Here is an 18,291-nt window from a genome sequence, read left to right as displayed (position 1 = left end):
CTCGCCGCTGACCACCCGCACTCGCCGCAGAGCACCTGCCTGCCGAGGCGTCAGATCCCGTGTCGGAACGGCGGCCCGGCGTCGGCCAGGAAATCCCGCAACGATCGCGCGGGCCGTCCGGTCACCCGCTCGACGGAGTCGGTGACCTGCGCGAAGCTGCCTGCCCGTACGCGTTCGAAGGTCAGCGCGAAGAGTTCCCGCTCGAAGCCGGTGGTCCCGTCCACGACCTCGTCAATGGTCAGCTCGCGAACGGTCACCGTACGACCTGCCGCGGCGGAGAGCAGCTCTGCGGTGTGCGGCAGGGAGAGTGCCTCCGGGCCGGTGAGCTCGTACACCCGGCCGGCGTGCTCCTCGTTGCGCAGCGCCCGCTCGGCCACGGCGGCGATGTCCCGGGCGTCGATCCAGGCCAGGCTGGCACCACCGCTGGAGAACGGCAACAACCCGTCGGTGATCTGGTCACGGTAGAAGCGCGGGTCGGTGAAGACCTGCATGAACCAGCTGGGCCGCAGGATCGTCCACGCGTGACCACTGTCGCGTACCGCCTGCTCGGCACGCGGCGCCCATCCGTCGGTGCCCATGTAGTCGGCGTCCTGCTCGGACAGCAGGACGATCCGGGCCCCGGCGGGCGTCTCGTCAAGCAGTGCGCCGATGAGGTCCGGCGCGTCCGCACGGTCCGGTCGGACGATGTACATGGCGTCCACGCCCTCGGTCGCTGCCTTCCACCCGGATCGGTCGTCCCAGGAGAAGGCGGTCGGGCGGACGCCGTCGATGTCGACCGAGGTCGGGTTGCTGCTGCCGCCGAGCACGTCAACGCCCTCCTGCGCGACAAGCAGCCTGGCTAGCGGCATCCCGGTCTTGCCACGGACCCCTGTCACCAGTACGCGGGGCCTGCCGGCCCCCACCGAGCGCGGACTCTTCACGTCGAACCACCCTTTGGTTGATTCACTAAAGTTCCTCGACCCACTAAAGCAGCGTTACCTGAGGGAGTCAACTAATCTGTGCTCATGACCGAGGTCGCGGACGCCCTTGCCCAGCAGGTATGGGACCTCGTCCTCGCCTACGACGCAGCCTACGACCGCGCGGCGCAGGTTGCCGGGCTCAGCGCCGCACAGGCGTGCCTGCTCGAACACCTCTCGGGGGACAGTCGCCCGATGGGGGAACTCGCCTCGGAGTTGCAGTGCGACGCCTCGAACGTCACCCAGCTCGTCTCCCGGATGGAGACCCGTGGCCTGGTGACGCGGGCACCCGACCCGGACGACCGGCGGATCAAGCGCGTGTCGATCACCCCGGCCGGCCGTGACGTGCGCCGCGTCGTCCGGGGCGCGTTCGGGTTCCCGGCCGAGCGGCTGGCGCTGCTCACCGACCAGGAGCGGCGCCAGCTTTCCGGCCTGCTGGGGAAGATCTTGGGCACCACGTCGTAGGGCCGTGCTGGTCGCGCCCGGCCTCGAACTCGCCCGGCCGCCGCCCCGGCCTCATGCCCGCCCGGCCGCCTCCCTGGCCTCGAAACCGCCCGGCCCGCCCGGCCCGGCCGGGTGCTGGTGGGTGCCCGACCGGCTGGCGTACGCACCCTTGCGAGTCGCCAAACAGATGGGTGAATATCAATGTTAGCGTCATCATGCCGGCGGGGTGTTGGGTGCTCGGTGGGTTGTTCGGCCGAGTGGGGCGGTGTGGGTGTCGCAGGCGGGCGGTGAGTGGCGATAGCAGGTCAGGTGTCTGATAATTCCGGAACGTCACGGCCTCGTGATTCCGGAACATTACGTCTTGACGAACGACGTGTTATCGCCCACAGTCGATGGTCAAGGACGGCGATGCCTACGGCTTACCGGGCGAGCCTGCTTCGTCCGGCCGGTGAACCAGGCGTGTGCGGGGACGCGTCGACGTTGATGTTAGCGCTAACAAATCGGCGCAGATGTTCGGCGGTGTGCCCATCCTCGGGCGGACCGGTCGGCTCTCGGTCATTGAAGGAGGAACATGTCTGCCTTTGGTAGATCTCCCGCTCTCCCGCCGCCCTCGCGGCCACGTAGGTGGTTGTTGCGGGCCGCCGCGGCGGGTGTCACTGCGGTCGTCGCCGGTAGTGCCGCCGCCGTGGCGGTGTCGACACCGGCCGCCGCCGCGACTGTCGACACGAACGCGTGGTACGTGTTGGTCAACCGCAACAGCGGCAAGGCCCTCGACGTGTACAACCTGGCCACGAACGACGGCGCCCGGATCACCCAGTGGTCGCGGAACAACGGCAACCAGCAGCAGTGGCAGTTCGTGGACTCGGGCGGTGGCTACTACCGGCTGAAGTCGCGGCTGTCCAACAAGGTGCTTGACGTCTACAACTGGTCGACCGCCAACGGCGCCGCCATCGTGCAGTGGTCCGACCACAACGGGGCGAACCAGCAGTTCCGGTTGGCCGACTCCGACGGCGGTTACGTCCGGTTGATCAACCGGAACAGCAACAAGGTGATGGAGGTGCAGGGCGCCTCGACCGCCGACGGCGGGAACATCGTGCAGTACGACGACTGGAACGGCGCCAACCAACAGTGGCAGCTGGTCCGGATCGATGGCGGCGGAAACCCGACGCCGACCACGCCGCCCCCGTCGGGCACCTGCAACCTGCCGTCGAGCTACCGCTGGTCGTCGACCGGGCCGCTGGCGCAGCCGCGGTCGGGTTGGGTGTCGTTGAAGGACTTCACCCACGCGCCGTACAACGGTCAGCACCTGGTCTACGGGACCACGCATGACACCGGCACGTCGTGGGGTTCGATGAACTTCGGTCTGTTCTCGAACTGGAACCAGATGGGCTCGGCAAGCCAGAACGCGATGCCGTTCTCGGCCGTCGCGCCGTCGTTGTTCTACTTCGCTCCGCGTAACGTCTGGGTGTTGGCGTACCAGTGGGGTGGGCCGGCGTTCTCGTACCGGACCTCGACGAACCCGACGAACGTGAACAGCTGGTCGGCGCACCAGACATTGTTCACCGGGTCGATCTCGAACTCCGGTACCGGTCCGATCGACCAGGCGCTCATCGGTGACGACCAGAACATGTACCTGTTCTTCGCCGGCGACAACGGCCGCATCTACCGGGCCAGCATGCCGATCGGGAACTTCCCGGGCAGCTTCGGGTCGAACTACACCACGATCATGACCGACTCGACGAACAACCTGTTCGAGGCGGTGCAGGTCTACAAGCTCCAGGGCCAGCAGCGGTACCTGATGATCGTCGAGGCGATTGGCTCCCAGGGCCGCTACTTCCGGTCGTTCACCGCCACGAGTCTTGGTGGCAGCTGGACCCCGCAGGCGGCGACGGAGAGCAACCCGTTCGCGGGCAAGGCAAACAGCGGTGCCACCTGGACCAACGACATCAGCCACGGCGAGTTGATCCGCACCAACGCCGACCAGACCATGACCGTGGATCCCTGCAACCTGCAACTGCTGTACCAGGGCCGTGACCCCAACTCCGGCGGCGACTACGGTCGCCTGCCCTACCGTCCCGGCCTGCTCACCCTGCAACGCTGACGACACGACACAGATCCGGCGCGAAAGATGCCTGATCGTCGCGGATGAGGGCGCTCGCCGAATCGGATGAGCGCCGGCACGCCCCGCGATCGATCGGGTGGGGCCGGAACGGGCGGGCTCGGTCCACACCGAGCCCGCCCGGTCAGTCGGTGGATGTCGTTTGCCGGCCCCCTGGCGGGGAAGTCCCGCGAGTGCGGCGGCGGTGACCGTCGCCGGCAGGAGGGGATGCCGACGATGACGAACCACCCGTCCATCGCCCCGCCCCTGAGTGCCGTGGACGCGCCAGCGCGCCTCACCCTCGGGGTGGAGGAGGAGTTCCTGTTGCTGGACCCCGAGACGGGGGAGAGTCTGCCAGTTGCCGACCGGGTGTTGACGGCCCTGCTCGGTGCGGCCCGGAAGCAGAGCCGGCAGGAGTTCCGACACAGCATGGTGGAAATGGTCAGCCCGGTCTGTGCCGACCTGGCCGATCTTCGGGCGCACCTGATCACCTTGCGGCGGGCCGCGGCGGAGGCGGCGCGGTCGGCGGGAGCGCAGTTGGTCGCGGTGGGAGCCACTCCGGTGCACGAGTCGCACCGGACAGTTCCGGATGAACCTCGCTATCACGCCATGTCTCGCCGTTTTGGTCCGGTTGCGCACGATCCAGCCGTGTGCGGCTGTCACGTGCACGTTGGCCTGCCGGACCGGGAACTGGCGGTGCAGGTCTGCAACCACCTGCGCCCGTGGTTGCCGGTGGTACAGGCGCTCACCGCCAACTCGCCGCTGCACGACGGCGTGGACACCGGCCATGCGAGCTGGCGTTCCATGCAACTGGAGCGCTGGCCGAGCATCGGGCCCACCCCGTACTTCGCCTCGTTCGCCGACTACGACGCGACGGTGGCGGAACTCGTCGACGCGGGCATCATGCTCGACGCGGCGATGGTCTACTGGTACGCCAGACCGTCCGCCACCTACCCCACCGTGGAAATCCGGGTCGGGGACGTCTGCCCGGGGGTGGACGACACGGTGTTGGTCGCGGCTCTGGTGCGAGCCCTGGTCGCCACCATGGTCGGCCAGGTGCGTGCCGGCGTTTCCGCACCCCGCCTACGTAGTTGTCTGCTCGCGGCGGCCCACTGGCGAGCTGCTCACGAGGGGTTGGACGGCCGGCTGATCGATCTGCGTGGCGGCGGCGCGCGTCCGGCGTGGGACCTCGTGGAGGAGCTGTTCACCACGGTGACTCCCGCGCTGATCCGGCACGGCGACTTGTCGTACGTCCAGCAGCAGCTGGCCCGGTTGCGCCGCGACGGCACCGGCGCGGCCCGGCAGCGGCGGGTCATCGCACGCACCGGTGGGGACGTGCGGGCGGTCCTCGACCACCTCGCCGCCGAGACCACCGCCGGTTGAACCGGCAGCCGGCACGGTCAGCGGATGCCGTGGGTCTGTAGCCAGAGTTCGAGCAGGCCCAACTGCCACAGCTTGTTACTGCCCGCGGCGGCCTGCGCCTGTTCGGGGTCGGCGAGCAACGCGTCCACGTACGCCGGCCGGAACAGCCCACGCTCGCGCGCTTCCGGCGCCCGCAGCGCCGCCACCACGAGGTCGCGGACCGGGCCGTCGACGTTGCGTAACGCGGGCACCGGAAAGTAGCCCTTAGGCCGGTCGATCACCTCGGCGGGCAGCACCTCGCGGGCGACCTCCTTGAGCACGCCCTTGCCACCTTGGGCAACCTTGTGCTGGGGCGGGCAGGCTGCCGCGAGCGCGACCAGATCCTGGTCGAGGAACGGAGTACGCACCTCCAAACCCCACGCCATGCTCATGCTGTCGACCCGTTTGACCGGATCGTCGGGAAGCATCAGGTGGGTGTCCAGCCGCAGCACCGCGTCCAGGGCGGTCTCCGCGCCCGGTGCGTTCAACTCCGCCGTCACCAGATCCCGGCTGGCGTCGACGTCGACGGCGTGTGCCGGACCGACCACCCGGATCAGCTCGGCGTGGTCGCGGTCGAAGAAAGCGGCGGTGAAGGTTCGCGCCGCCTCGGACCGCGGCACCTGGGTCAGGGGCTGGTGGTAGCCGTATCCGGCGAACACCTCGTCGGCGCCCTGCCCGGACTGCGCCACCTTGACATGCGCGGCCACCTGCTCGGAGAGCAGGTGGAAGGCGACCACGTCATGGCTGCCCATCGGCTCGGTCATCGCCTCGACCGTCCGGCGGACGGCCGGTACCAGGTCGTCGTTGGCGAGTTGGATGCGGAGATGGTCGGTGTCGTACGCGCGGGCGACCAGATCGGAGTAGTGGAACTCGTCGCCGGCCTCGCCGTGCCGGCCGTCGAAGCCGATGCTGAAGGTGCGGAGGTGCTGCTGACCGGCCTCGGCGAGTAGAGCCACGATGAGACTCGAGTCGAGCCCACCGGAGAGCAGCACGCCGACCGGCACGTCGGCGACGAGCCGTCGTCGCACTGCGGTACGCAGCGCGTCACCGATCGCGGCCAGCCAGTCCCGATCGTCCCAACCGGCGTGGGCGGGATCCCGGACGTAGTCCGGCCGCCAGTAGACGCGATCACGGCTACGGCCGTCGGCCTCGACGACCCGCACGGTGGCCGGTGGCAGCTTTCGTACGCCGCGCAGGATGGTGCGGGGCGCCGGCACGATCGAGTGCCAGGACAGGTAGTGGTGCAGCGCCACCGGGTCCACGCTGGTGTCGATGTCGCCCGCCTTGAGCAGCGCCGGCAACGTCGAGGCGAACCGCAGCCGGCCCGGCGTCTCGGCGAGGTAGAGGGGCTTGATACCGAGTCGGTCCCGGGCCAGCACGAGCCGACGCCGGGTGCGGTCGATCAGGCCCACGGCGAACATGCCGACCAGATGGTCGACGAACTCCTCACCCCACTGTGCGTACGCCACCAGGATCACCTCGGTGTCACTGGTGGAGTGGAAGGTGTGCCCGGCGGCGCGTAGCTCCTCGCGCAGCTCCGGGTAGTTGTAGACGCACCCGTTGAAGACCAGGGCGAGGCCGAGATCCTCGCGCACCATGGGCTGGCCGCCCGCGTCGGACAGGTCGATGACGGTCAGCCGACGGTGCCCGAGGGTCACCCAGCCATCGCTCCACAGGCCCTCGCCGTCCGGGCCCCGGGACCGCATCGCCTCGGTCATTCGGGTCACCGCGTCGGCGTCGGGCGTGGTGCCGTCGAACCTCGCCTCACCGCTGATGCCGCACATCACGTTCCGTCCCTCGCCCGCCATCAGGCGTTTCGGGATGGCCGGTATGCCACGACGCTACGTGGCAGAGGTTCTCGGCGGGGCCGGATTGCGGAAGGGGGACCGGAGATCCCCCTGCAAGAGGATCAGGTCAGGCCCGACGAGCGGGTGTGTCGAGGTGAGTGCGCCGCCGATGTAATCGACCGTCGCCGTACGGGTCGGGCGGCAGCGCCGCCGGGGCGTGGAGGAGCAACGTGTGGGGGTGGCGCTGGTCGGCGCCACCCCCACACAGAGGTTGTTACCGGGCGGTGCAGGAGAGGGTGGGTGTGCCGTTGGTGCCGTTCCAGGAGCCGTTGAATCCGAAGGTGGCGCTGCTGTTGGCGCTCAACGAGCCGTTGTGGCCGACGTTCGAGGCGGTGACCGAGGAGCCGCTCGAGGTGATCGACGCGTTCCAGGAGTTCGTGATGCTCTGGCCGTTGGGCCAGGTCCAGTTCACCGTCCATCCGGAGATGGCGGCGTTGCCGGCGCGGACGGTGACCTCGCCGCCGAAGCCACCGGGCCACTCGCTGGTCGTGCGGTAGGTGGCGGTGCAGGCACCGTTACCGGTCGGCGGCGGCGTGGTGGGCGGCGGGGTCGTGGGCGGGGGCGTGGTGGGCGGCGGAGTGGTCGGCGGCGGGGTGGTGGGCGGCGGGTTGCTGCCTCCCCCGAAGGTCACGTCGCTGCAGATGTAGTACGGCTGGTCGAGGTGGGACGCCTGCCAGATCGTGTAGACCACGTGCCGGCCGGTGCGGTTGCCCGCGTTGACCTGCGCCTCGTAGAGCCCGGTGGTGGGGTACGAGCCGGTGCGGAGCACCAGTTCCAGGCTGTTCCAGGTGAGGGGCTGCGTGGTCGGATCGAAGCCCTGCTTGGTGATGTAGATGAGCATGTAGTCGGCACCGTGCCGGGCGCCGTCGGTAAGCGTCAGGGTGAAGTTGTTGGGCATCGGCTTGGCGGTCCAGGCACCGACCGTGTCGAGCGAGGCGTACAGCCCACCCTGGGTACGGCCGCCGCTACACAGCTGCCCGTCGGGGATGACGGCCTGGTGGTTGCCGCCGACGTTCTCGCGGTACAGGCCGTTCCAGTTCCACATGGTGTTCGGGTTGGCCTGGAAGGCCTGCCAGCACATCGGGTCGCTCTGGGCCATGGCCGGGTTGAGGTGGTCGCCACCCCAGCGCTCATAGCAGCCGTAGTTGCGGGACGGCGGGTTCGTGACCGAACCGTGCGCGGAGGCCGGGCCGGGCTGATTGACGACGACCATGGTGAACGCGGCGACGAGGACGGAGGCCGCGCCGAGTCCTAGTCGACGTGCTGTTCGTGCGAGTTTCATTGATGCTCCAGTTGATCCGCCGACGCCGGTGTCGCTCGCCGGGGTGCCCAAACCCCGGGAGGAATGCGTCGATCGATATGACGATCTCAAGAGGGCAGGCGTGTGATCACGCTGCCTGCGACGGCTTGGCGGCTCCCGACCGCGATAGTACCCATCGTATCCACCCGTGTGAATCTTTTCCGGAAGGGGTCGGTGGGTCAGCCGTTGAGGGCGTCCTGACAGGCCCGGGCGAGTCGACGCTGGCGGGTCAGCCGTCGCCATAACCCGAGCGGCGGTGCCACGGCGGTACGCGTAGGTGCCGCCGTGACGGTAAGCAGGCCGTCGGTCAGCTCGCCCCGGGTCGTCCACGGGGTCCACCGTTCGAGGTCGGGGGCGGCGAAGTCGTGCCCCAGCAGCACCGCCGGGCCGTTGCCGGGTACGCGACCCGCGAGGCTCTCCACCCGGACCGCCCTGCTCCCCTCGCGGTCGGGCCGCGTCACCGAATCCACGTACAACTGCTGATCGTCGCGGGCGACCGCCAGCACCTCGCCGACCCCGCCGACGCGGGCGCCGACCTCAATCGTCGTGACGACGTCCAGCACCACTATCAGTCGGGGCAGGTACCACCAGTGCTCCCGGCGCAGCAGTGGCGAGTCGATCAGCGCGCGGGCCGGCGGGTACTTGCGCAGTTCCTGGTTGAGCAACTGTTCCGCGAAGAGCGTGCCGTCGCGATCCTCGGTCAGCCGGGGCCGGCCGGTCGCCGCGACCGGCCGCCAGCCACGCCCGGTGAGCCGGTCGTCGGAGACGACAAGGGCCGCGACCGGCGCGGCGGCCAGCCGGCGGGCGAAGGAGACCTCGGCGTACGGGAAGGCGACGGCGGGCCGGTCGTCGAGCAGCAGCGGCGTGACCGGGCGGGCCTGCGGCAGGCCCGCCCGGTCGAGCCAGGCCAACTCGCCGACGGTGGCGGCCTGGATCGCGCGCCGAACATCCGTACCCACGTCCATGTGATCGAGCCGTTCGGTTGACCTTGGAATGTGATCCCCGTTACATTACCGGCAGGTTTCGGGATCTGCACACGAGCGCCCGCCCCCACGGGCCGCAAGGAGGCAGCCGTATGCCCGCCATCGTCGTCGTCGTCGCAGTCATGGCGATGTTCGCCATCGGCTACCGGTACTACTCGCGATACCTCGCCGACCGGGTGTACGGGTTGGACCCGGCATACGTCACCCCGGCGCACCGGTTCTCCGACGGAGTCGACTTCGTCCCCACCAACAAACATGTGCTCTTCGGTCACCACTTCACCTCGATCGCCGGAGCCGCCCCGATCGTCGGCCCGGCGATCGCGGTGTTCTGGGGGTGGGGGCCGGCGTTGGCCTGGGTGGTCCTCGGCACCATCTTCGCGGCGGGCGTACACGACTTCGGGTCGCTCGCGGTCTCGGTGCGCCACCGCGCGCGCAACATCGGCACCCTCGCTGCGGACGTGATCAGCAAGCGGGCCCGTACGCTCTTCCTGCTGATCATCTTCTTCCTGCTCACGCTGGTGAACGCGGTCTTCGCGGTAGTGATCGGCAACCTGCTCGTGGCGTACCCGGGCGCGGTCATACCGATCTTCGTGGAGATTCCCCTGGCCATCGCGATCGGCCAGTACATCTATCGCACCCGCAGCGCGGCGCTGGTGCCGTCACTCATCGGCGTGGCCGCGCTCTACTTCCTGATCTGGGTGGGCAACCTCTACCCCATCGAGATCACCGGCTTGGCCGACGCGCTGGGCTTCGAACGGACGCGTGACCTGTGGGTGATCATCCTCTTCGTCTACGCGTTCATCGCCTCCCGGCTGCCCGTGTGGCTGCTGTTGCAGCCGCGCGACTACATCAACTCGCACCAACTGTTCATCGCTATCGCGGTGATCTTCGCCGGGGTGCTGGTCGGGATGGACCGGATCGTGGCGCCGATGTTCAACGACGTGCCGGCCGGTTCCCCGAGCATCTTTCCGTTCCTGTTCATCACCGTCGCCTGCGGTGCGATATCCGGGTTCCACTCGCTGGTGGCCTCCGGCACCACCTCCAAACAGCTCGACAAGGAGACCGACGCCCGGTACGTCGGCTACGCCGGGGCGATCGGCGAGGGCAGCCTCGCCCTCGGGTCGATCATCGCGGTCACGGCCGGGGTCGCCGCCACGCGCGCCGAGTGGGAGGGGCTGTACGCCAGCTACGCCGAGGCGTCGGGCGGCGCCACCCGCAACTTCGTCAACGGCATCGCCAGCTTCGCCACAAACCTCGGCATCGAGTTCCAACTCGCGACCGTCTTCGCGGCAGTTGTGGTGATCTCGTTCGCGGCCACCACCATGGACACCGGTGTCCGGTTGCAGCGCTACATCGTGCAGGAGATCGCCGAGTTGGTCGGCTGGCGGCGGCTGTCCCGTCACCTGACCCTGGCCGGCCTGCTGGCGATCGCCGCACCACTGACGCTCGCCCTGCTGCCGGGCGGCGGGGACGCCGGCTACACCTTCGGGGTGCTGTGGCGACTCTTCGGCACCACCAACCAGCTCACCGCCGGGCTCGCCCTGGCCGTCATCGCGGTCTGGGTGCTGCGCCGTCGACGCAACCCGGTCGCGGTCATCGTGCCGCTGGTCTTCCTGCTGGTGATGACGACCTGGGCGCTGATCGTGCAACTGCGCGAGTTCGTGGCGGCCGACGAGTGGGTGCTGGCACCCCTGGACGCCATCATCTTCGTCCTCGCCCTCTGGCTGATCGTGGAGGCGGTGCTCGCCCTGCGCCGCGCCAGCGGCCAGCCCGTCGAGGCGGAAACGGATTCCGGGCCCGGCCCGGATAGCGACGGTGCGGCCGCCACCGACTCCGAGCCGGCCGACCAGTCGCAGCGGGCGGTCGGTGCCGAGTCAGCAGCCGGTGCCGGTGCCACCGACGAAGGCCGCTGATGACCCGGCACCGGGTCCTGCTGATCCGACCGTGGGATGCGCCCGGTGCCGGGTCCGGCTGCTGCACCGGCGCGGCCGACATCTGCGTCGAGGGCCGGCACGAGGATCCCGCGTCGGCGCGGCAACGGGCCGACCAGCGCCCGTTGGGCGAGGTCTACCAGGCGGTCCGCGCCGGTCTGCCAGCCGAGATCGAGGTGGAGATCGTCGACCCGCGTAACACGCTGTTCCTGCTGCCGGCGATCGTGCACGATGGTCGCCGGCACCGGCGGCCCTGGCGGGCCCTGTTGCGAGACCTGGTTCGGGGCACCGGATACGCGGCGATCATCGTGGACGGCCGGGTGGTAAGCGAGTCCGGCCTACCCCCGGCGGAGCAGGCTCTGCACATCGTCCGGCGGGCGATCGACTCGTCGGCCGACCTCAGTTGCCGCAACAGCCGCCAGCCCGGTCGGTAGCCGGCCCGCCGGTGCTCACCAGGTTCAGCGGTGCGGCGAGCAGACCTCCGCTGACACCTGTGGCGAGGCCCTTGCCGGTCCGCTCGGGTGCTGGGCCACAGCAGTCGTCACCGGCGACCGAGTCGGCCGGGTTGCTGTTGCAGACACCGGTTTCGGGCAGTTCGAGTCGTACGTCGCGGGCGGCCTGCCAATCGCCGGCGAGGGCGGCGACCACGGACCGGGTCTGCTCGTAGCCGGTGGCCATGAGGAAGGTGGGCGCGCGGCCGTAGCTCTTCATGCCGACGGCGTAGTAGCCGGGTTCCGGGTGGGCGAGTTCGTCGACGCCGTGCGGCGGGACGGTGCCGCAGGAGTGTTCGTTGGGGTCGATGAGCGGAGCCAGAGCACGGGTGGCGCCCATGATCGGATCGAGATCCAGACGCAGCTCGGCCGCGATCGAGTGATCGGGCCGGAAGCCGGTCGCGGCGACGATCCGGTCCACCGTGATCTGCTCCTGGGCGTCGTCGGCGCGCCGGACGGTCACCGCGACCCGACCGTCGGTAGGGGTGATCGCGTGGACGGAGAATCCGGTCAGCAGGCGGATGCGGCCGGCGTCGACGTGCGCCCGCAGCCGCGTGCCGAGCGCGCCGCGAGCGGGTAGTGCGTCGGCGTCGCCGCCGCCGTAGGTACGCGTTGGTGACAGCGATCGGATGGCCCACGTCACCTCGGTGCCGGGTGCGGCGGCGGCGAGCTCGGCGAGCGAGAGCAGGGTGTTGGCGGCGGAGTGGCCGGCACCGACGACCAGGGTGTGCCGACCTGCAAAGCGGGCCCGGTCGGTGCCGAGGACGTCGGGCAGGGCATGCTCCAGGTAGGCGGCGGCGTCGGTTTCACCCTGGGCGGGCAGGCCGGAGGTGCCGAGGACGTTCGGGGTGTACCAGGTGCCGGAGGCGTCGATCACGGCCCGGGCGAGGATCTCCCGTCCGTCGGTGAGGCGGAGCAGGAAGGGAGCGGACTCCCGACCGGTGGTGCGCAGCCGGTCGTAACCGAGTCGGCTGATCGCCGCCACCCGCGCGCCGTAGCGCAGATGCGGCTTGAGCTGCGGCAGGTTCGCGAGGGGCTGAAGGTAGTTCTCGACGAGGTCCGCCCCGGTCGGCAGGGCGTCCAGGTCGGGTGCCACCCAGCCGGCCTCGTCGAGGAGCCGACGGGCGGCCGGATCGATGTTGTACCGCCACGGCGAGAAGACGCGGACGTGGGCCCACTGGCGGACGGCGGCACCGGCGCCGTCGCCCGCCTCAAGGACGGTGTAGGGCAGGGCGCGCTCGTGCAGGTGCGCGGCGGCGGCGAGGCCGACCGGCCCGGCACCGATGACAGCGACGGGCAGCTGGTCCAGGTCGCTCATCAGGACTCCTCAGGTTTGATGGTTGTCGAAACAGCTTGTCGTGCGGGTCCCTCATGTGCGGACAGGGATGGCGTCCACCGGCTGTCTCGACGTTCTTCGAATCAGAGAGTTGCACGTTGATTAGACAGGTGTCAACCTAGAGGCATGTCGAATCAGGCGGTGCCGCTTTCCCTGGATCTGACCGCCGTCCCCTGCTGCCCGCCCCTGACGCAGCAGCGGGTGTCAGGTGAGACCGCCGCGCTGCTGGCGCCCGCGTTCAAGGCCCTCGGCGATCCGGTTCGGCTGCAACTGATGTCGATGATCGCCTCGGCCGAGGGCGGAGAGGCGTGCGTCTGCGATCTGACCCCGGCCTTCGACCTGAGCGGCCCGACGATCTCGCACCACCTACGGGCACTGCGCGAGGCGGGTCTGGTCGACTCCGAACGGCGCGGAACCTGGGTCTACTACCGCGCCCGGCCCCAGCTTCTGCGACAACTCGCCGCCCTGCTCGCGGTCGAACCGACCGCTCCAGCCGACAGTTAGGGCGGCAGGTCGCCGGGTGGAAGGTCGTGGCACGGGGACCTGCGCCCGGCGCCGGGAATCCCACCCTCAGGGTCGGCGTTTCTCCGGTGCGTACGACGTGAGACCCGAGCCGAGGAGAAACGGACATGAAGGTACGTAGTTCCCTCCGGTCGCTGAAGCGGAAGCCGGGTTCGACGGTGGTACGCCGCCGTGGTCGGGTGGTCGTGGTCAACCGGCTGAACCCGCAGTGGAAGGGCCGCCAGGGCTGACCTGCTGTTCGAGAGGCGACCGGCGCCGCTCCTGCTGGCCGACCGGCAGCCCGCCATCTGCGGTCTCGTCGGTGCCGCGGGGTGGCTGCCGGTCGTCGTCGGGTGGTTGCGGCGGCGAGATCCAGGTGACAAGCACCACCGAAATGATCATCAAGAGGAACCACGACGTCAGCTTCGTCAGTGACACCGGATGCCAACCATCCACCTGGCTCGGGTAGAGCCACGCGTTCGACCAGGTGGCGATGTTCTCCGCGAGCCAGATGAAGAAGGCGACGAGGACGAAGGCCAACAGCAGCGGCATGCGCCATCGTGCCCGGAATATCCGGAAGTGCATCACACAGCGGCCGAAGACGAGTGCGACTGCCGTGATGAGCAGCCATCGCACGTCCGGCAGGTAGTGGTTGGCGAAGAAGTTGAGATAGATGGCGACCGCCACCACGGCCGTCAACCAGCGTGGCGGGTAGCGCGTGAAACGCAGGTCGAACAGCCGGTTCACCCGGACCAGATAGGAGCCGACCGCGGCGTACATGAAGCCGCTGAACAGGGGCACCCCGCCGAGCCGGAGCACGCCGTCGGGCTCGTACGTCCACGAGCCGACGTGGGTCTTGAACAGCTCCATGACCGTGCCGACGAGGTGGAACAGGACGATCACCCGTAGTTCGCGCAGGCTCTCCAGCCTTCCCGCGACCATGGCGACCTGGATGGCGACGGCGGCGACGGTGAGGGCGTCGTTTCGAGCGAACGCGGCGTCGTCCGGGTACCAGAGGTGTGCCGCACAGATGATCGCCAGCATGGCGGCACCGAAGACGCACGCCCAGGCCTGCTTGAGCCCGAAGACCACGAATTCGGTAAACCACCCGCCCGGCCCGTGACGCGGTAGCCGGGCCAGCCGGGCGCGGAACCGGGCGTCGATCGCGCGTTCGGCCGTGGTGAGGGTTGGCCGCCCGTCGGGGGTGTGCTGCATCGCTCCGAGGTTAGTGCGCGCCGGCCGGCGCGGACCGAGGGCTCGGTGCAGCGCGCTGACCTCGCTGTTCGGGGTCGGAGTGGGACCGTTCGGTGGTACGACTGGGGTGCGATCACCGGCGACGCGCGGAGGGCGAGGATGTCCAGTGGGTTGCCGGCGCGGCTGCTGCGGCGGCGCGAGGTCTCCCGGCGGCCGTCGTTCCTGGAACTCTTCTTCGACCTGGCCTTCATCCTCGCGCTGAACCGGTTGTCCCGCGCTCTTGAGGACGACCTCGGCGTGGGCGGGGCGTACCGCACGGCGCTGCTGCTGGCCGCCATCTGGTGGGTCTGGTTCGTAACCGCCTGGTCGACCGACTGGTTCGAGCCGCGGACGCCATTGATCAGCGGGCTGCTGCTCTGGGTGATGTTCGGCGGGATGCTGATGGCCGCCGCGGCGCCGACCGCGTACGCCGGACATGCGCTGGTGTTCGCCGGTGCGTACGTGGCGATCCATCTGGGGCGGGCCGCCCTGTTGCTGCCGGCCCTGCGCGGGCATCCGCTGCAACTGCGGACCCTGCGGGTGGCGATCTGGTTCGCCGTCTCCGGGGTGCTCTGGCTCGCCGGTGCGTTCGTCGGACCGGCCCAGGTGCTCCTTTGGACGGCGGCGGTGGTGCTGGACTACTCGATGGCGCGACTGCGGTGGCCGACACCAAGACTGGGGCGCAGCAGTTGGGAGAACCTTCAGATCATCGGGGAGCATCTCTCCGAGCGGTACCAGCAGATCTTCATCATCGCCCTGGGCGAGCTGATCCTGACCGCCGGCATCACGTTCAGCCAGAGCGGGTTCGACCTGGGCCGGAGCGCGGCGTTTGCGCTGATGTTCGTCAACGCCGTCAGCCTCGGTCGGCTCTACCTGGTGCCCGGCGGGATGCGGCTCGGCACCGCGATCGAGGCCATGGGACCGCCCGGCAGCCGGCTCGGCCTGCTCGCTGGCTACCTGCACCTGGTGATGATCGCCGGCGTCCTGGCGACCGGGGTCGGATCGCGGTTGATGATCATGGAGCCGTTCTCCCATGAGCTGGCCGCCGTCGTGACGATGGCGGCCGGGCCGACGCTCTTTCTCACCGGCTGGATCCTGCTGGCACTGGCCGTGCACGGCAAGTTCTCCTGGCAACGGCTGATCGGGATGGTTGCCATTCTGATCGCCGCCGTCGCGGGTCACGAACTGTCGTTGCTTGTCAACTCCGCGATCATCACCGGACTGCTGATCCTGATCGCGCACGGCGACACGCTGGCCAACCGCGTGCGCCGACACCGGCAATCGTGACCGGTGGTGCGGACGAGGCGACGCCCGAGGCCGACCGAACGCGCCCGACGGCGAATCCGGGCAAGATGAAATCCTCCGGTTGTCCGGAAGCCGGTTCGCCGTTCGTCATGTCGGTGGAACCACCGCTGGGACGATTCGACGAAAGGCACCTACATGAAGTACATGATGCTGGTCTGCACCGATCCGGAGCCGGACCCCGAGCCGAGCAACCACCCGGACGTCGAGGTGTGGGTGGCGGAGAACGACGCGGCCGGCCGACGCCTCCAGGGCGCCCAACTGGCTCCGGCGTCGGCCGCCACCACGGTACGGGTACGCAATGGCCAACTGCTGGTCTCCGACGGGCCGTTCGCCGAGGTCAAGGAGATGATCGTCGGCTTCGACCTGCTGGAGTGCGCCGATCTGGACGAGGCGATCGAAGTGGCCCGTGCGCATCCGATGGCCTGGGCCGGGCGGATCGAACTCCGCCCGTTCGCCGACTTCGAGCAGTGACGGATCCGGCCGCCGAGATCGCGGTGCCGCGGGCATCGACCGACGCCGACGGCGCGGCGGCGCAGCGGCGCGTCGGGAACGGGGGTACGGCGGCCGGCCGGGCCGCGGCGGCGCAAGCCGTCGCGGCTACTGCCGTCGAGGCGTACCCGCGGATCGTGGCCGCCCTGATCCGGATCACCGGCGACTGGACGCTGGCCGAGGACTGCACGCAGGAGGCGCTGGAGCGGGCGCTGGACCGCTGGCCGGTGGACGGGGTGCCGACCAACCCGGCGGGCTGGCTGATGGCGGTCGCCCGTAACCGGCTGCTCGACGTGCTGCGGCGGGCCTCGGTCGAACGGCGCAAGCTGCGTGACGTGGCGGTGCTGGCGCTCACGGCCGCCACCGCCGAACCAATGCCGGACGAGGAGGTGGTGGACGACCGGCTGCGGCTCATCTTCACCTGCTGCCATCCGGCCCTCGCGCCGCAGGCGCGGATCGCGCTTACCCTCCGGACGATCTGTGCGGTGCCGACCGCCGACATCGCCCGGGCGTTCCTGGTCAGCGAGTCCACCATGACCCGGCGGCTCACCCGGGCCAAGACGAGGATCGCCGAGGCGGGTATCCCGTACCGGGTGCCGCGTGGGCGCGCCCTGACCGAGCGGCTGCCCGGGGTGCTGGGCGTGCTCTACCTGCTGTTCACGCAGGGCTACGACGCGGACGGCGAGCCGGCCTTTGCCGAGGAGGCGATCCGGTTGGCCCGGTTGCTGGTCCGGCTCATGCCGGAGCAGGAAGAGGTGACGGCCTTGCTGGCGCTGTGCCTGCTGCAACACTCCCGCCGTACCGCCCGACGGGACACCGACGGGGAGCTGATCCCGCTCGATCGACAGGACCGGTCCCGGTGGGACCACGCGGCGATCGCCGAGGCCGACCGCCTGCTCACCGGCCTCACCGGGTCCGGCCCGTACGTCTGGCAGGCCCGGATCGCGGCGTGCCACGCCACCGCGCCCAGCGCCGACGCCACCGACTGGCGACGGATCGCCGAGTGCTACGACCAACTCGTCCAGGTGCAGCCCACCCCGGTGGTCGCCCTGAACCGGGCCGTCGCGCACGGTTACGCGTACGGGCCGGCGACCGGGTTGGCCCTGCTCGCCGAGGCGCGCGTCGGTGGCGGGCTCGACGGTTATCCGTTGACCCTGGCGGTGGAGGCGGATCTCGTCGCCCGACAGGGCGACCGGGAGCGGGCAGCGGAGCTGTTCTGCGCGGCGGCCGACCGGGTGTCCGGCGATGCCGAGCGTAGGGCGCTGCTGAAACGGGCGCGTCGGACGTCCGGGCCCGCCTCGTAGCAACCGCGGAACCGGAAGATCCGGGTGAAGGGGGCTGCGCGGATGAACCGACCGGTCGATACTGCGGAGATGATGCGGTGGGCGAGGGTGAGCGCCGTCGTTCTGCTCGCGTCGAGCGCGGCCTGCGACGCCGCGCCGCCGGACGCGTCGCCGGTGTCTCCGGCACCGGCGACCTCGCCCAGGGGGTGGACGGCACCGCCGCTCCAGCTGCCCAACGCCGGGACCGGCGACGCCTGTCCGGTCACCGAGCCGCAACCCTGGCCCGACCCCGACCAGGCGTCCCGGGTCCTCGGTCCCGGCCCGCTGTACCCGGTCGCCGACTACTTCGCCGACGGTGCCCTGCAACTGCGCGACGAGGACCGGGAACCGGACGGCACGTACTCGAAGAAGGTCCGGTGGATCGGTTCCGGCTACACCGGGCCGGTGCTGGTGAGGGCAGCGCGGATCGACGCGCCAGGCGACGCGACGGCGGCGTTTTCCTACACCGGCGAGTAGTCCCGCGACGACGGGCATCACGCCGTGTTGACCAGCCAGGAGAGCGACCTGCCAGGCGTCACCACCGTGGACGGGCCGGGCTGCTACGCGTACCAGGTGGACGGGAGCACATTCAGCGTGACAGTCGTGTTCCGCGCCGTGCTGGCGAGTCGACCCTGATCACCAGGCGTTCGTCCG

The 18,291-nt window shown here is 69.9% G+C and carries 18 protein-coding genes; 12 read left to right on the top strand and 6 right to left on the bottom strand.

Annotated elements, in window-relative coordinates:
- Positions 1-50: 50 nt before the first annotated feature.
- Positions 51-920, bottom strand: a complete 870-nt coding sequence (locus ACN26Z_RS01140) for a hypothetical protein (protein ID WP_421459615.1) — start codon at positions 918-920, stop codon at positions 51-53.
- Positions 921-1,004: 84 nt separating this feature from the next.
- On the opposite strand from ACN26Z_RS01140, the gene ACN26Z_RS01135 reads away from it, so the two are divergent.
- From ACN26Z_RS01135 to ACN26Z_RS01125, 3 genes are all read left to right on the top strand, one after another.
- On the top strand, positions 1,005-1,421 hold the full coding sequence (locus ACN26Z_RS01135; RefSeq protein WP_282236485.1) for a MarR family winged helix-turn-helix transcriptional regulator: 417 nt from the start codon (positions 1,005-1,007) through the stop codon (positions 1,419-1,421).
- Between the two features lie 550 nt (positions 1,422-1,971).
- On the top strand, positions 1,972-3,501 hold the full coding sequence (locus tag ACN26Z_RS01130; protein WP_396887478.1) for a non-reducing end alpha-L-arabinofuranosidase family hydrolase: 1,530 nt from the start codon (positions 1,972-1,974) through the stop codon (positions 3,499-3,501).
- 234 nt (positions 3,502-3,735) lie between these two features.
- Positions 3,736-4,881: a carboxylate-amine ligase gene (locus ACN26Z_RS01125; protein ID WP_093411224.1), complete on the top strand. Its 1,146-nt coding sequence runs from the start codon at positions 3,736-3,738 to the stop codon at positions 4,879-4,881.
- A 17-nt stretch (positions 4,882-4,898) separates the two neighbouring features.
- Here the strand turns inward: ACN26Z_RS01125 and ACN26Z_RS01120 are convergent, their stop codons facing one another.
- From ACN26Z_RS01120 to ACN26Z_RS01110, 3 genes are all read right to left on the bottom strand, one after another.
- On the bottom strand, positions 4,899-6,683 hold the full coding sequence (locus ACN26Z_RS01120) for an N-acetylglutaminylglutamine amidotransferase (protein WP_421459614.1): 1,785 nt from the start codon (positions 6,681-6,683) through the stop codon (positions 4,899-4,901).
- Positions 6,684-6,960: 277 nt separating this feature from the next.
- Positions 6,961-8,028 carry a lytic polysaccharide monooxygenase gene (locus tag ACN26Z_RS01115; protein ID WP_396887480.1) on the bottom strand — a complete coding sequence of 356 codons (1,068 nt, stop codon included), beginning with the start codon at positions 8,026-8,028 and terminating at the stop codon, positions 6,961-6,963.
- Positions 8,029-8,225: 197 nt separating this feature from the next.
- Positions 8,226-9,011 (bottom strand): pyridoxamine 5'-phosphate oxidase family protein, encoded by a 786-nt coding sequence (locus tag ACN26Z_RS01110; RefSeq protein WP_421459613.1) that lies wholly within the window; start codon positions 9,009-9,011, stop codon positions 8,226-8,228.
- Between the two features lie 110 nt (positions 9,012-9,121).
- Between ACN26Z_RS01110 and ACN26Z_RS01105 the strand changes: the two genes are divergently transcribed.
- Positions 9,122-10,942, top strand: a complete 1,821-nt coding sequence (locus tag ACN26Z_RS01105) for a carbon starvation protein A (RefSeq protein WP_421459612.1) — start codon at positions 9,122-9,124, stop codon at positions 10,940-10,942.
- On the top strand, positions 10,942-11,394 hold the full coding sequence (locus tag ACN26Z_RS01100) for a hypothetical protein (protein WP_421459611.1): 453 nt from the start codon (positions 10,942-10,944) through the stop codon (positions 11,392-11,394). The genes ACN26Z_RS01105 and ACN26Z_RS01100 overlap by 1 nt, the downstream gene beginning before the upstream one ends.
- On the opposite strand, the gene ACN26Z_RS01095 is transcribed toward ACN26Z_RS01100, so the two are convergent.
- Positions 11,360-12,769: an NAD(P)-binding domain-containing protein gene (locus tag ACN26Z_RS01095; protein ID WP_421459610.1), complete on the bottom strand. Its 1,410-nt coding sequence runs from the start codon at positions 12,767-12,769 to the stop codon at positions 11,360-11,362. The two genes, ACN26Z_RS01100 and ACN26Z_RS01095, sit on opposite strands and share 35 nt — an antisense overlap.
- A gap of 144 nt (positions 12,770-12,913) precedes the next feature.
- Here ACN26Z_RS01095 and ACN26Z_RS01090 point away from each other — a divergent pair, with 144 nt between their 5' ends.
- Positions 12,914-13,291 (top strand): ArsR/SmtB family transcription factor, encoded by a 378-nt coding sequence (locus ACN26Z_RS01090; protein ID WP_093411189.1) that lies wholly within the window; start codon positions 12,914-12,916, stop codon positions 13,289-13,291.
- Between the two features lie 125 nt (positions 13,292-13,416).
- Positions 13,417-13,539 carry a 50S ribosomal protein L36 gene (locus ACN26Z_RS01085; protein WP_210938615.1) on the top strand — a complete coding sequence of 41 codons (123 nt, stop codon included), beginning with the start codon at positions 13,417-13,419 and terminating at the stop codon, positions 13,537-13,539.
- Here the strand turns inward: ACN26Z_RS01085 and ACN26Z_RS01080 are convergent.
- A complete protein-coding gene (locus ACN26Z_RS01080; RefSeq protein WP_093411184.1) occupies positions 13,499-14,503 on the bottom strand; it encodes a DUF817 domain-containing protein in 1,005 nt (334 codons plus the stop codon). The two genes, ACN26Z_RS01085 and ACN26Z_RS01080, sit on opposite strands and share 41 nt — an antisense overlap.
- Positions 14,504-14,641: 138 nt before the next feature.
- On the opposite strand from ACN26Z_RS01080, the gene ACN26Z_RS01075 reads away from it, so the two are divergent.
- From ACN26Z_RS01075 to ACN26Z_RS01055, 5 genes are all read left to right on the top strand, one after another.
- A complete protein-coding gene (locus ACN26Z_RS01075) occupies positions 14,642-15,808 on the top strand; it encodes a low temperature requirement protein A (RefSeq protein WP_093411181.1) in 1,167 nt (388 codons plus the stop codon).
- Positions 15,809-15,961: 153 nt separating this feature from the next.
- Complete coding sequence (locus ACN26Z_RS01070) at positions 15,962-16,297, top strand: YciI family protein (RefSeq protein WP_282236493.1); 336 nt, start codon at positions 15,962-15,964, stop codon at positions 16,295-16,297.
- Complete coding sequence (locus tag ACN26Z_RS01065) at positions 16,294-17,619, top strand: RNA polymerase sigma factor (RefSeq protein WP_421459609.1); 1,326 nt, start codon at positions 16,294-16,296, stop codon at positions 17,617-17,619. Before ACN26Z_RS01070 ends, ACN26Z_RS01065 begins: the two co-directional genes overlap by 4 nt.
- Positions 17,620-17,706: 87 nt before the next feature.
- A complete protein-coding gene (locus tag ACN26Z_RS01060) occupies positions 17,707-18,114 on the top strand; it encodes a hypothetical protein (protein WP_421459608.1) in 408 nt (135 codons plus the stop codon).
- A 27-nt stretch (positions 18,115-18,141) separates the two neighbouring features.
- Positions 18,142-18,273: a hypothetical protein gene (locus ACN26Z_RS01055; protein ID WP_421459607.1), complete on the top strand. Its 132-nt coding sequence runs from the start codon at positions 18,142-18,144 to the stop codon at positions 18,271-18,273.
- Positions 18,274-18,291: the final 18 nt, after the last annotated feature.

Source organism: Verrucosispora sp. WMMD703 (assembly GCF_049178935.1).
In the GTDB taxonomy this organism is placed as follows: domain Bacteria; phylum Actinomycetota; class Actinomycetes; order Mycobacteriales; family Micromonosporaceae; genus Micromonospora; species Micromonospora sediminimaris.
Note: the sequence above shows the minus strand (reverse complement) of the source record. Positions and strands in the feature narration are given on the sequence as shown.